Consider the following 13,121-nt stretch of genomic DNA (forward strand, 5'->3'; position numbering starts at 1 on the left):
CTGCTGGTACCGGAGCCGCCACGGCGAATGGCTCAGTCCGGACCGCCGGTGCGGCTGAAGGTGATGCCGGCGTAGCGCAGCGCTTGCACCTTTTCCCCCTCGACGTCGAATTGGACCACCTGGGCCCGGCTCGGCCTGAACTTGACTCGGATGCTGTCGGGCTCGGTCATGGCGGTGCTGGCGCTGCCGGCATGGCCCCAGTCGAGGCGGAAGTCCTGGTCGCCCAGGGGCTGTACCGTCAATGTCCCGGCCAGGGGGTGGCGGTAGTGCCCCAGGTAGGCGGCCCTGGGCAGGCTCAGTTGGTAGGGCTTGTCACGGTAGCCCGCCTCCTTGGCCAGCCGCTTGTCCCTGAAGCCGTAGGCCATGGCCTTGAGCTTGGCGATGCGCTGGTCCAGGCGCGCGTCCAGATCCGGTTCGCCCAGGGCCAGGCCATAGGCGTAGTCGGCGATGAGGTCGGTGAGGCGGTCGTTGAGCATGCCCTCGTTATTGAGGATCACCAGGCCCAGCTTTTCCTGGGGCATGAAGGACAGGTGCGGGCGGAAGCCCTCGAAGCTGCCGAAATGGTGGTAGAGGGACCGGCCCTTGTAGTCGCCCAGGTACCAGCCCAGGCCGTAGCCGCTGCGCCGGAAGTCGCCCTTGCGGTCGTCCAGGGCCACCGTCTGCTGCTGGCTCTGGCGGACAAGCCCTTGTGGCAACAGCTGTCTGCCGTCCACCTTGCCCAGGTTCAGCTCGGCCGTCAGCAGCCTGGCCAGATCCCCGGCCGTGGCATAGACGCCGCCGGCGGCGTGCAGGGTACTGTCGCGCTTCTCCAGGGGCAGGGCCAGGTAGCGCTGCTCGGTGAAGAAGTCGTAGGGCCTGGCCAGGGACCAGCCGGCTTTCCTGGCTTCGCTTACCCGGGCGGTGCTGCGCGTCATGCCCAGGGGCCTGAAGACGTGGTCGGCCATCACGTCCTGCCAGGATCTGCCCAGGGCCTGACTTAGGATGTTGTAGCCGAGGTTCGTATAGTCGAACTGGCCTAGCTTGCTCTCCTGGCTGGGGCGAACGCGGGCCAGCATCTGCAGGCGGCTTTGGCGGTCGTGGAGGCCGCTCAGGTAGAGCGCGGTCTGCAGCAGCTCATCGTCCAGGCCGGCGCTGTGATTGAGCAGGTGGCGCACCTTGATGGCCCTGGCATCGATGCCAGGGGCGAAGGCGATGCCCGGGAACAGCTCGGCCAGGCTGGTATCCAGGCCCTGGCCCCTGGCCGCCAGTTCCTGGAGCGCGGCCAGGGCGAACAGCGGCTTGGTGATGGAGGCGATATAGAAGAGGGTGTCGTCCCTTACCGGCTCCCGGCTCTCGATATCGGCCTGGCCAAAGTTGCCCCGGTAGAGGATGGCGTCGCCCCTGACCAGGATCACGGCGGTGCCGGAACGCAGCGCGAAGGCCTCCCTGAGCCTGGTCATAAAGGCATCCATCCTGGTCTTGACGGCTGGCGCCGCCACTGTCGCGACGGGCTGGGCGTCGACGGGGAGCTGGGTGGGCGTGAGGATGGCGGCGGTTGGCGTGGCCATCAGACTCGCCAGGGTAACGAGGGCGGCTTTTACGGGCATGGTGAAGTCCATTTGCACAATAAAAGACAGAGTAGGGCAAATGGCATGCCATTCATAAAAGTGATTTTATATCAATACCATAGCTATCCATTCCGAATTGGGTTTGGTGCTGTTGGTCAACAAGGTGGTCTGTTTCGCCACTTGTGCCGGGATTACCCTTGGGGTTCAATGCGCCATCGAGCTGGCGCCGAATGAGGGGAGTGGCCAATGCGGGATATCGGTTTGGGCGACGGCCAGTACCGGGTGGCGGTCTATGTGGCCAAGGGGCCGCCCATGGCCGAGCTCCAGGGCCTGGACGAGCTGAGGCCCCTGGTGGGGGGCGAGATAGACCACATCAATGCCGCCTGCGGCAACGGCTGGCGCAAGCTGTTCAACGTCTACGCCAAGGTGCTGTTCGCCCTGCCGGACGCCTTCGGCTTTGCCGAGCAGGCACCGACCTGGCAGCGGTACCGGGACGAACGACTGCTGCAGCCGGGCTCGACCACGGCGCTGCTGCTGAGCCCGCCCCGGCTTGGCGAAAGGCCCGATGTGCTGCACATCATCGCCGGGCGCACCCATGCCAGGGATCTGCTGGCCAGGGGGGAGCTGCAGGCGCAATTGACCTGGCTGGACGAGGAGTTCGCTATCTGCCCCGAGCACCGGCTGCTGGTGTGCCCCTATTTCGACTACCGCCAGCTCAGCAACAGCAAGATCGCAAGGCTCAGCGAGCTGGTGGCCGCCATGGCATGAAAAAGGCCGCGCTGTGCGCGGCCTTTTGTTTGCTGTCAGGGCTCAGCCGATCAGGTAGCGCTGCTGCTGACCCTTGTGGTTCAAGGTCAGCTCGGTGACCAGGCTGTAGGGCGGCCGGCGCCCGGCCAGCTCGGCCAGGGCCAGGTACAGGCCCAGGGTCGGCCAGGGGATCTCGTTGTCCCGTTCAAAGACGACATTCCCGGTCCTCATGGCGTCATCGACAGCATCGGTCAGGGCCCTGTTCATGGCCTGGGTGGTGGCCGTTATCGCCTCGGGATCCGGCGTAACCGCCGCCAAAAGCAACTGCAGCTCTTGCCAATGCTCGGTCATGGCCTGGTAGCCCTCGGCCAGGGCGATGGCGGAGCGGGCCAGGATCCAGAGGCGGTTCATCTGGTCTTTTACGGCCTTGTTGCCGACCGGCTGGTTGAACTGCCATTCCAGGGCATCATTCCTTCTCTTCTGCTTGGCCAGCCCCTGGTACCAGGCCAGCCTGTCCAGGCCTTTTTGCTGCTGATAGGCGGGGCGTTGGGCAGTGGCCTCGGCGCCCCTGGCGTCGGCCCTGGCCAGGGCCTGCTCGAAGGTGTCAAGCAGGTGCTCGGCCAGCTCGTTTTCCCCCAGGGCGTTGCCGTCCAGGAAGGTGCGCCACTGGACGGCGGTCAGGTTCAGGCTGGTGGCCAGGCTGGCCTTCCTGGCGCCCTTGCCCGGATTGGCGCCGAAGGCATTGAGTACCATGGTGGAGGCACCCTGCTGGCAGAGTCCCAGCTTCTCCATGCCTGCGAAATACTGGCGGACTTCGGCGTCGGTCATGTCGTCGTCGCTGACGCTGAATTGCAGCTTCAGGGGCGCCGGCATCAGCTGGCCATCCAGCAGCGCCAGCAGATCCAGGCCGGCCAGCATGGATACCTTCCTGGATTCGCCCAGCAGGGCCTGGACCTTGTCGACTTCCGCCTGGCTGCGACAGGCGAGGATATTGCCCTGATGGTCGCTAACCACCTTGGCCAGCTCCAGGTGCTTGCTGCTCCAGCTGGCCTCGAAACCCAGCAGGCTGATGGTCAGGCTGGCCTGGCGTTTGTCCTGGTTGAGGCTGCTGTAGCTGCCCTTGATCCTGTCCACCGAGCCCTCTGCCCTGGCCTGATCCAGAAGCGCCTTGAGGTTGCCGAGGTCACGGCACCACAGTGCCCGGTAGAGGGTGCGGGTAGCGGGGGTATTCCTGAGGATCCGGCAGGAAAAGGTGGTTTCACGGCTTTCCTTGTGCTCGCGGCTGGCTTGCCATGCCACGCCGACCCGCTGCTCCAGGTGCTCGCCGATGGCCTTGAGGATGCTGGTGCGGAATTCGCCGTACTTGCCGAGGAAGCGCTCGAAGGGGGCGATGGCGCCGCTCATGCCGTCCTGGATCTGTGTCTTGACCTCATTGATGTTGGCCTCCACCGCCACCAGGGGAGCCAGTACCTTGTCCAGGGTGTCGTCGGCCAGCTCATGGAGCTCGCCAACCCTGTCGGCCAGGGCTCCCTTGAGCTGGTTGAGGGCATCGGTCAGGGGGGCGTCCAGCAGCTGGTGCAGGGACTGAAGCGCCGCGCCGGACAGGCCCAGCTCCTGGCCCACCAGGGCCACCAGCTCTTCGCTGACCAAGGCCGGATCCCGGTTCCAGATGCTGACCCTGTCATCCACCAGGGTGGCCAGGCGCTCAGCGATCAGGGCCTTGAGCTGCCCGGCCAGGGGCTGGATATCGGCCGCGGGCGACGCCAGCAGCTGCTGGAGCAGGGGCGTGAAGGTGCCATCTTCCGGCAGTGCCAGGTGTTCCTCGAGCAGCTTGCCGGGCCACTTGAACTCTTCGAGCCTGGCGTCGAAGTCGCCCATGTCCGGCAGGCCCTTGTCTACCAGCCGGCGCAGGTTGTCGGTCAGGCCCATCAGGCGGACATCGGCGCCCAGTTTGAGCAGGCTGCCCCTGGTCTGGTCATGGCACTTTTGCAGGCGCACGAAGAGGCTGCTGTCGGTGTCTCTCTGGACCTCCAGCTGGAAGGTGCCCTTGTCCTTGAGGCTCAGCGACACGGACGCTGCCAGTTCGGCATCCAGGCTGATGGGTGTGTCGAACAGCTCCTGGTCAAGCTCGTTCAGGCGGCGACTGAAACTCTTGCCCAGGGTCAGGCTGGCCCCCAGGTTGATGCTGCCTTCGAAGTTCAGGCTGTGATGGTAGAGGCGGGGCTGGCCGTCGGCCATGGCGGCCAGGGTGCTGTCCAGGCTCAGGGGCGAACGCCAGTCGCTGCCGATCTCGGCCAGGGCCTGGCCCAGCCAGGCCTGCTCGGCGAAGAGGTAACAGCTGTCCAGCTCCAATCGGCTGTCGGCACCGGCCTGGATCCCCAGGCTGCCCATGGACAGTGGCAGCTCGCTGCTCAGGCCGGCAGCCAGGCTGCCACTCATGCCCAGGCCCAGCAGGCACTTGTTGTCCGGCAGTTCGTCTCCAATCTTGCTGGCAGCCTCCTCCGCGCTGAACACCTCTACCTCCAGGGCCGTGGCCAGCTCGGCAGTCAGGTTGAAGCGCGCACTTGGTTGCTCGCCTTGCCATTGGCTGCTGAGCAGGGGCAGGGCGTTTGCCCCCTGGTACGAGGCCAGGGGCTGGCAGAGTGCCTTGAGGCGCTCCGGCAGCTTGTCGCCCAGCCTGTCCTTGAGCTGCTGCCATTCCTGCTCCAGCCGTGCCTTGATCTCGGGATCCAGGCCTTCCAGGTAGCTGGAAAATTCCTGGCTGGCGGCATTGCCGGCAAAATGGTCGCTGAATTGCAGCAAGAGCTGTTCGGCGCTGAGGTTGTCGAAGTGCTCTGCTGCCTCGAACAGCTGCGAACAGAGGGTGGTGGGGATGGCGGCGGTCTTGGTGCCGGCCTGGTTGGCGAGCCAGTTGGTCATGGTGAAGTTCCTTTATAACCTGGGTCTGTGAGCCTCCGTCACAGCCTGGCGCCGGTCCTGCGCCGAGGAGGTAAGGTCAGTCTAGGGGATCCGGGCCGTCATTGGCAGGGCCTACTGGTCGAGGTCATCTCTTTGTCATCCGGGGGCCGGTGTCGGCAGGAATATTATGGGCGGTTTTGAGGTAGTCTGTTGATGAAATTGAATTTTCCTTAGGCACCTTGGAGGGCGTCGTGCAGCTATTGGTACGGATGACGGTGGCTTTACTGCTGATGACCTCAAGTGCACCCCTGCTGGCCAAGGGGGTGCTGTCGGATAACCAACGCATTGATAGCAAGGCCCTCGGCTATGCCCTGCAATACCGGGTCTACACACCGTCGTCCCACACGACAGGCCCCTTGCCCACCCTCTATGTCACCGACGGGCACCAGTACCTGCAAAGGGGCAAGATGGTCAGGGTGCTGGACCGGGAAATCGCCGCGGGCCGGATAGTGCCCGTGCTGGTGGTCTTCGTGGACAGCCGGGATCCCGACAAGCTGTCTGTGGACAGGCGCAACCAGCAGTTTTTCTGCAGCCCGGACTACGCGGCCTTCTTTACCGATGAGCTGATCCCGGCCATCACCAGGGACTACGGGGTCAGCCGGGCAAGGCGCGACAGGGTCGTATTGGGCTTGTCTTTCGGCGCCCTGAACAGCGCCTGTTTCGGCCTGCTGGCGCCGGAGCATTTCGGTGGGCTGGCCATGCAGTCGCCGGCCCTGCACCCGGTGCCCGGATTGCTGGAGGCCTACCGGCTGTTGAAGGTGCCCAGGCTGAAGATCTTCCTCAGCCTGGGCATCAAGAACGACAACACCGCCAGCGGCCGTCGGCTGCGCAAGGTCTTGATGGCGGCGGGCCATGAGCTGACCTACCGGGAGGTCGCCGAGGGGCATAACTGGGACAACTGGCGACCGTTGCTGGACGAGGTGCTGGCCACTTTTTTCGCGTCCGAGCAGGAGCCAGCACCGGTACCGGGCGCACCGGCCCACGGCAAGTAGGCGAGGCCTTGTCCCTGTTGCCGCCCTTTGGCAAAGTGGGCATAAAAGACCGAACCAGAATATCTTCAATGCAGCGTAGACACTTCCTCCAGGGCCTGGGCGCCCTGGCAATGCTGGGCATGGCCCCGGCCCTGGCCAGGGTGACGCCGGCCAAGCCCCTCTATTTCGACGGCCTGTCCTTCCTGCCCGAGGATCTTAACGATATCCGGGCATCCAAACTGGACGGCTATATTTGCGATATCTCCGCCATCGAGGAGGTGAAGCAGCCGGACGGCAGCGTCAACTACAAGCGCACCTACAACGCCTGCATGAAGAGCATCAAGGCGGCCCTGGAAAGGGTGCAGGACAATCCCGGGCTGCTGCGCCTGGGCAGGACGGCGGCCGACCTGGAACAGGCCAGATCCAATCATCAGTGCGCTCTCTATTTCCAGATCCAGGGCGCCGACTGCGTGGAAGAGCGCCTGGATCAGGTCGACGAATTCCATGACCTGGGGCTGAGGGTGCTGCAGCTGACCCACCATTACGGCAACCGCTATGCCGGCGGCGCCCTGGATAAAGACGCCAAGGGCCTGAGCCGGGACGGCCTGGCCCTTATCGAGCTCCTCAACGCCCGCAACATGCTCATCGATCTCAGCCACAGCGCCGTGCCCACGGCCCTGGACGCCATCCGGGCCAGCAAGGCGCCTGTGGTGCAGTCCCACGGTGCCTGCCGGGCCATCGTCAACAACGCCAGGTGCAGCCCGGACCAGGTGATCCGTGCCATCGCCGACAGCGGTGGTGTGTTCGGGGTGTTCATGATGAGCTTCTGGCTGACCAATGACGCCGTGCCCGGTACCGAGCACTTCATCGCCCAGCTCAGGCATGTGGCCAAGGTGGGCGGCATGGACGCCGTGGCCATTGCCAACGATTACCCGCTCAGGGGCCAGAAGAACCTGCTGGCCCTGGGCAACGACAACGCCGAAGGGGTCAAGCAGTACCTGGACTGGTGGCGCATGCAGGGCCAGCGCGGCATCCTCGGCTTCGATCGCGAACCTGTCCATGTGGTGATCCCCGAGCTCAACCATATCGAGCGTTTCGAACGTATCGACCAGGCCCTGGCCAGGGCCGGCTTCAAGGGGGGCGAACGGGAGCGGATCCTCGGCGGCAACTGGCAGCGGGTATTGGGGCAGGTGCTGGTTTAACCGCGCTTTCGCAGGCGTTTTTGGTCGTACATCGCCATATCGGCGCTGTTCATTGCCTGTTCGAAGCCGATGTCTGGCTCCACAATGGTGGTCATGCCCAGGCTGACGCCGATCAGCACTTCGTCACCGTCCAGCAAAAAGCTGCGGTCGAAGATGCTTTCCACCTGGACGAGCAGGTTGCCTGAGCCGGCCTGGGGCAGCAGCAGCACGAACTCGTCGCCGCCCAGGCGGGCCACCGACAGGGCCTGGCCACAGGCCTGCCTGAGGCGCCGGCCTATCTGCACCAGCAGCTCGTCTCCGGCCTTGTGGCCAAGATCGTCGTTGATGCCCTTGAAGTCGTCCAGATCCAGGAAGATCAGGCTGAAAGGTTGCCAGTGGGGCCGGGATTGGGCCTGTTCGAAGTGCTGCTGCAGCTTGAGCCTGTTGTCCAGGCCGGTCAGGGGGTCCTGGTGGGCCAGCCGGGCCAGCTTCTCCTGGTAAAGCTTTTCCTGGGTGATGTCCATATGGGTGCCCATCACCCTGAGCGGCTTGCCGTTGTCGTCCCGCTCCACCACCCGGCCCCTGTCCACCACCCAGGCCAGCTTGCCGTCCTTGCCGATCATCCTGTGTACCACCTGGTAGAAGCTGGAGCGTCCGTGCAGGTGGTCGTAGAAGGCGCTGAGCACCTCTTCGGCGTCGTCCGGGTGCAGGCGGGCCTTCCACTCGTCGAAATGGGCGCTGATCTCGCCGGGCTGGTAGCCGAGCATGGAGCCCCAACGGCGGTTGAAGATCACCAGCTTGCCCGTGGGCACGTCGAGCTGCCACAGGCACAGGCCGGTGCCGTCCAGGGCGGCATCCAGCTTTTCACGGGCGTCGTCGGCAATACGCCTCAGGCGGGCGTTTTCTGCCTGCAATTGTTCGTTTTGGGACAAGGAGGGGAGGGGCCTTATCATGCTTTTGTCTAATATTTCCGTGCGCCAAGGCCACTGTAAAGGCGTTTTTTCCTATTTTCCCTTGAGACTTTCGACCAGGGCCGGATCCGGGGGGCGCTGCAGCTTGCCGGCCAGGTAATGGCCGGAAAAGGCCTGGAACCAGCACTCAAGGGCCCGGGCATTGGCCGCTTCGCCGGCCTTGTCCAGCATCAGGGCGGCCACCTCCGCCGTGCACAGGTGGTTGTCCTTGTACTGGTTGCGCAGCCGGTATTGGGACAGGCCGGCGTCCGAGATACCGGTGACCGGCAGCCCATCCAGGTAGCGGCTGGTGCGCAGCATCTTACGGGCCTGCTGCCAGGTGGCATCCAGCAGCAACAGCTTGACGGGCCCGGCCGGCAGTTCCGGCTGCTGGCGCTCGGGTGGCACATAGTCCATGGGGAAGACGATCAGGCTGTTGTCGTCCAGCCAGTCCAGCAGCGCCTGGGGCGGCTCGGTTCTATGCCAGGCCCAGGCCCGGGTTGCGGGCAGCACATCGGCCACCAGCTTGCCGGTGTTGGACGGCTTGTAGGGCTCGTTGGGGTGCATCAAGAGGCCGAATTCCACCCGGCTCTTGAGGTTTGGCCTGTGGGGGCAGAGGCAAAGCTTGGGCACCAGGGCGCAGGTCGGGCAGCGTGCCACGGCACAGCCCCGGGCCAGGTAGGGGCGGCGGCTCTGTTCGAGCAGCTCGGCTTTCAGTTGCAATACGGCGTTCATGGATACAATAAAGGCCCCTTGCGGGGCCTTTTCTTCAACACCTTGTGCTCAGAGGCGATCCAGGATGGCCTGGGTGAACTCCGTGGTGGAGGCGCTGCCGCCCAGGTCACGGGTGGTGCGGTCGCCGGACTCGATGACGTCCTTCAGGGCGCTGCGGATCTTCTCCGCCTTGTCCTGCATGCCCAGGTACTCCAGCATCTGGATGGAGGCCAGGATCACGGAGCTGGGGTTGGCGATGTTCTGGCCGGCGATGTCCGGTGCGGAGCCGTGAACGGCTTCGAAGATGGCGGCATCTTTACCGATGTTGGCACCCGGGGCCATGCCCAGGCCACCGATCAGGCCGGCGCAGAGATCGGAGACGATATCGCCGAACAGGTTGGTGGTGACCAGGACGTCGAAGCGCTCCGGGTACATGACCAGGTTCATGCAGGCGGCGTCGATGATCATCTCTTCGAACTGGATGTCCTCGAAGCCCTTGGCCACTTCCCGGGCCACTTCCAGGAACAGGCCGGAGGTGGACTTGAGGATGTTGGCCTTGTGCAGCACAGTGACCTTCTTGCGGCCTTCGCGACGGGCCAGCTCGAAGGCGAAGGTGACGATGCGCTCGGCGCCTTCGCGGGAGATCACGCTCATGGCCTCGGCCTGGGTGCGCTCCTCGTTCACCACCTGGCCGACACCGGCATACATGCCTTCGGTGTTTTCACGGACGGTGATGATGTCGATGTTCTCGTAACGGCTCTTGGTGCCCTTGAAGGAGATCACCGGACGCACGTTGGCGTAGAGCTGGAACTGCTTGCGCAGGCTGACGTTGATGGAGGTGAAGCCGCCGCCAACCGGGGTGGTCAGGGGACCTTTCAGGGTCACCTTGTTCTGCTTGATCAGCTCCAGGGTATCCTGGGGCAGCAGCTCGCCGGTTTCTTCCAGGGCGGCCAGGCCGGCCTTGGCGAAATCGTACTCGAATTCGCAACCGGCCTTGTCCAGAACCTTGAGGGCGGCGTCGACGATGTCGGGACCGATGCCGTCGCCGGGGATGACGGTAATGCGTTGTTTGCTCATAAGTGCACTGACTCCGTGCCTTTCGCGGATTTTCCTGTGTGGGCCTGGTCCAAATCGTAGCTGGTGTGACCAGCCCGGACCAAATTAAGCCGGCTTTTATAACACTTTTCTAGCCTAGTCTCCACATGACAGTCTGTTCGACTTATCGCCAATTGACGGCCATTGATGGTCTTGGCGTAGTCCCCAATCTAGCCCCTTGTTAGACTTCCCGCCATATAACTAAAGAGATAAGCGGATGTTTGCCAAACCCTTTTTGACGCTGCTGCTGGGGGCCGCCCTCAGCGGCTCCGCCCTGGCCCAGGGCCGGCCCGTGACCCTGGACGATCTGATGGCCTTCAGGTCCATCGACAAGCCCAGTCTCTCCGACAACGGCCAGGTGCTGGCCTTCAGTGCTCAGCCGGACCGGGGCGATGCCACGGGCGTGGTCCGTTTCACAGACAGCGACAGGAAGCTGACCGTGGCCCGGGGCACCGAGCCGGTGCTGACCCCGGACGGCCGCTATGTGGCCTTCTGGCAGCTGGCACCGCTGCTGGAGCGGGAAAACGCCAAGAAGGGCGACGAGCCCAAGAAGGCGCTGGTGGTGGTCGACAGCCAAAGCGGTGCCCAAAGCCGCTTTGAGGACGTGGTGGGCTTCGCCCTCAGCGACAGCGGCGGCCGCCTGGCGCTGCTGCTGGAGCAGCAAAAAGACGATGCGGACAAGGACAAGCAGGACGGCCAGGATGACAAGGCCAAGCAGGACGAGCCGGCCCGGGAGCTGAAGATCGTCACCCTGGGCAGTGGCGCCCAGGAGCGGGTGGCCAACGTCAACGCCTTCGCCTTCCAGCCCGACAGCCAGGTGCTCTTCTACGCCCAGCCGGCCCGTGACGAGCAGCCCGGCCGCCTCTGGCGCCATGACGGCAAGGCCAAACAGCTGGCCGAGGCCAAGGGCCAGCGCTACGAGCAGCTGACCTTCAGCGAGGACGGCAGGCGCCTGGCGCTGCTTGGCGGCACCGCCGAGCAGGACGAGGCGGAGCGGGCCTACCAGGTGCTGCTCTTTGACGGCAAGCTCAAGACCTTGAAGCTGCCCAAGGACGGCTGGTTCGTCCCCCACCACAACGAGCTCAAATTCTCCAAGGACGGCCGCCGCCTGTTCGTGGGCCGCAAGCCCCTGGCCGACAAGCCGGCCGAGCCGGACAGCGCCTTCGAGACCGACGCCGACCTGACCGATCTGACCAAGCTCCAGGCCAGGCGCAAGCTGCGCGTATGGCACGGCGACGACCAGCGCATCAAGCCCAACGAGGCCAAGGCCTTCGAGAAGGAGCAGAAGCGCTTCTACTATGGCGTCTTCCACCTCAACAACGGCCGCTTCGTGCAGCTGGCCGACCGGACCGTGCCGGACCTCGAACTGGGCGAGCAGAGCGGCTACCTGCTCGGCTCCAGCCAGCAGCCCTATTTACGGGAGATGACCTGGGCCGGCTTCTACCGCGACTACTACGCCATCAACCTCTCCACCGGCGAGAAGCACCTGATCGTGCGCCGCCAGTCCGAAAGCGACGCCCCCTCCATTTCCCCCCAGGGCCATTACGCCGTCTTCTACCGCGGCGGCCAGGTGCACATGCACGACGTGCGCCGAGGCCGGACCCAGACCCTGACCGCCGGCCTGCCGATAAGCTTTGCCAACGAGGACCACGACTACCCGTCCGAAACCCCGGGCTATGGCGCCGGCCCCTGGCTGGCCGACGAGTCGGCGGTGCTCTTCTACGACAAGTTCGACATCTGGCGCCTGGGCAGCAACGGCAGCGCCGAGAACCTCACCGGCGGCGAGGGCCGCAAGGCGCACATCCAGTACCGGGTGATAAGCCAGGATCCGGATAGCCCCCACGTCAGGCCGGGCCAGCCCCTGCTGCTGAGTGGCTACCACGACGACGAAAAGCACAAGGGCCTCTACCGCCTGGTGCTGGGCCGGGCCGGCATCAAGCCGCTCAAGGTGTCCGCCCACCAGTACAATTTCGTGGCCAAGGCCAGGGACGCCGATACCCTGATCTACACCAGGGAGGCCTTCGACGAGTTCCCGGATCTCTGGGTGACCAGCGATTTCAGCGACGCCCGCCGCCTCACCGAGGTCAACCCGGTCACCCGGGAGTTGGCCTGGGGCGAGCCGGAGCTGGTCAAGTGGCGCAACCTGGACGGCAGGAAGCTGCAGGGCATCCTGATCAAGCCGGCCGGCTACCAGGAAGGCCAGCGTTACCCGGTGCTGGTCTACTACTACCGTTTCTTCACGCCGCGCCTGCACCAGTTCAACGAGTTCAAGGTCAATCACAGGCCCAACTTCGCCTGGTACACCAGCAACGGCTACGCGGTGTTCCTGCCCGATATCCGTTTCGACGTGGGCACGCCGGGCGACTCCGCCACCTCGGCGCTGGTGCCCGGGGTGCAGAAACTGATCGACATGGGCATCGCCGACGAGAAGGCCATCGGCCTGCACGGCCATTCCTGGTCCGGCTACCAGACCGCCTTCGCCATCACCCAGACCGACCTCTTCGCTGCCGCCGTGGCCGGGGCGCCGGTGTCCAACATGACCAGCGCCTATTCCGGCATCCGCTGGGGCACGGGTCTGGCCAGGCAGTTCCAGTACGAGCAGGGCCAGAGCCGCATCGGCGCCAGCCTCTATGAAGCCCCCGAGCTCTATATCGAGAATTCGCCGGTGTTCTATGCGGATCGCATCAACACGCCGCTGCTGATCCAGTTCGGCGACCAGGACGAGGCGGTGCCCTGGCAGCAGGGCATCGAGCTGTACCTGGCGCTGCGCCGCCTCAACAAGCCGGTGGTGATGCTGCAGTACGAGGGCGAGCCCCACCATCTCAAGCAATACCCCAACAAGGTGGATTACACGCTGAAGATGAAGGCCTTCTTCGACCACCACCTCAAGGGCGCCCCGGCCCCGGCCTGGTGGTCCCAGGGCGAGGCCTTCCGGCCCGGCAAGAAAAAGGACTAGTA

General features: G+C 64.6%; 9 protein-coding genes. 4 read left to right on the forward strand and 5 right to left on the reverse strand.

From position 1 onward, the window contains the following. Positions 1-32: 32 nt before the first annotated feature. Positions 33-1,586 carry a serine hydrolase domain-containing protein gene (locus WDB71_RS04535; RefSeq protein WP_341503452.1) on the reverse strand — a complete coding sequence of 518 codons (1,554 nt, stop codon included), beginning with the start codon at positions 1,584-1,586 and terminating at the stop codon, positions 33-35. A gap of 207 nt (positions 1,587-1,793) precedes the next feature. Between WDB71_RS04535 and WDB71_RS04540 the strand changes: the two genes are divergently transcribed. After that, positions 1,794-2,315 (forward strand): hypothetical protein, encoded by a 522-nt coding sequence (locus WDB71_RS04540; RefSeq protein ID WP_341503453.1) that lies wholly within the window; start codon positions 1,794-1,796, stop codon positions 2,313-2,315. Positions 2,316-2,357: 42 nt separating this feature from the next. Here WDB71_RS04540 and WDB71_RS04545 read toward each other — a convergent pair whose 3' ends face one another. Beyond that, on the reverse strand, positions 2,358-5,213 hold the full coding sequence (locus WDB71_RS04545) for a hypothetical protein (protein ID WP_341503454.1): 2,856 nt from the start codon (positions 5,211-5,213) through the stop codon (positions 2,358-2,360). A gap of 269 nt (positions 5,214-5,482) precedes the next feature. On the opposite strand from WDB71_RS04545, the gene WDB71_RS04550 reads away from it, so the two are divergent. Next, positions 5,483-6,244: an alpha/beta hydrolase-fold protein gene (locus WDB71_RS04550; RefSeq protein ID WP_341503455.1), complete on the forward strand. Its 762-nt coding sequence runs from the start codon at positions 5,483-5,485 to the stop codon at positions 6,242-6,244. A 68-nt stretch (positions 6,245-6,312) separates the two neighbouring features. After that, positions 6,313-7,425, forward strand: coding sequence for a membrane dipeptidase (locus tag WDB71_RS04555; protein ID WP_341503456.1), 1,113 nt, complete (start codon positions 6,313-6,315; stop codon positions 7,423-7,425). Here WDB71_RS04555 and WDB71_RS04560 read toward each other — a convergent pair. The 3 genes from WDB71_RS04560 to WDB71_RS04570 are packed head-to-tail and all read right to left on the reverse strand — an operon-like array spanning position 7,422 to position 10,145. Continuing rightward, positions 7,422-8,357, reverse strand: a complete 936-nt coding sequence (locus WDB71_RS04560; protein ID WP_341503457.1) for a sensor domain-containing diguanylate cyclase — start codon at positions 8,355-8,357, stop codon at positions 7,422-7,424. The genes WDB71_RS04555 and WDB71_RS04560 overlap by 4 nt on opposite strands. 51 nt (positions 8,358-8,408) lie before the next feature. Next, entirely contained in the window at positions 8,409-9,089 is a 681-nt protein-coding gene (locus WDB71_RS04565; protein ID WP_341503458.1) for a DTW domain-containing protein, read from the reverse strand. A 48-nt stretch (positions 9,090-9,137) separates the two neighbouring features. Beyond that, a complete protein-coding gene (locus WDB71_RS04570) occupies positions 9,138-10,145 on the reverse strand; it encodes an isocitrate dehydrogenase (protein WP_341503459.1) in 1,008 nt (335 codons plus the stop codon). Between the two features lie 235 nt (positions 10,146-10,380). Here WDB71_RS04570 and WDB71_RS04575 point away from each other — a divergent pair, with 235 nt between their 5' ends. After that, positions 10,381-13,119, forward strand: coding sequence for a prolyl oligopeptidase family serine peptidase (locus tag WDB71_RS04575; RefSeq protein ID WP_341503460.1), 2,739 nt, complete (start codon positions 10,381-10,383; stop codon positions 13,117-13,119). Positions 13,120-13,121 lie beyond the last annotated feature (2 nt).

It is taken from the genome of Gallaecimonas sp. GXIMD4217 (assembly GCF_038087665.1).
Taxonomy (GTDB): domain Bacteria; phylum Pseudomonadota; class Gammaproteobacteria; order Enterobacterales; family Gallaecimonadaceae; genus Gallaecimonas.

Bases quoted from the DNA above. Each gene is read 5' to 3' on its own strand.
- WDB71_RS04535 (WP_341503452.1), bottom strand. From the start codon at position 1,586: ATGCCCGTAAAAGCCGCCCTCGTTACCCTGGCGAGTCTGATGGCCACG.
- WDB71_RS04540 (WP_341503453.1), top strand. From the start codon at position 1,794: ATGCGGGATATCGGTTTGGGCGACGGCCAGTACCGGGTGGCGGTCTAT.
- WDB71_RS04545 (WP_341503454.1), bottom strand. From the start codon at position 5,213: ATGACCAACTGGCTCGCCAACCAGGCCGGCACCAAGACCGCCGCCATC.
- WDB71_RS04550 (WP_341503455.1), top strand. From the start codon at position 5,483: ATGACCTCAAGTGCACCCCTGCTGGCCAAGGGGGTGCTGTCGGATAAC.
- WDB71_RS04555 (WP_341503456.1), top strand. From the start codon at position 6,313: ATGCAGCGTAGACACTTCCTCCAGGGCCTGGGCGCCCTGGCAATGCTG.
- WDB71_RS04560 (WP_341503457.1), bottom strand. From the start codon at position 8,357: ATGATAAGGCCCCTCCCCTCCTTGTCCCAAAACGAACAATTGCAGGCA.
- WDB71_RS04565 (WP_341503458.1), bottom strand. From the start codon at position 9,089: ATGAACGCCGTATTGCAACTGAAAGCCGAGCTGCTCGAACAGAGCCGC.
- WDB71_RS04570 (WP_341503459.1), bottom strand. From the start codon at position 10,145: ATGAGCAAACAACGCATTACCGTCATCCCCGGCGACGGCATCGGTCCC.
- WDB71_RS04575 (WP_341503460.1), top strand. From the start codon at position 10,381: ATGTTTGCCAAACCCTTTTTGACGCTGCTGCTGGGGGCCGCCCTCAGC.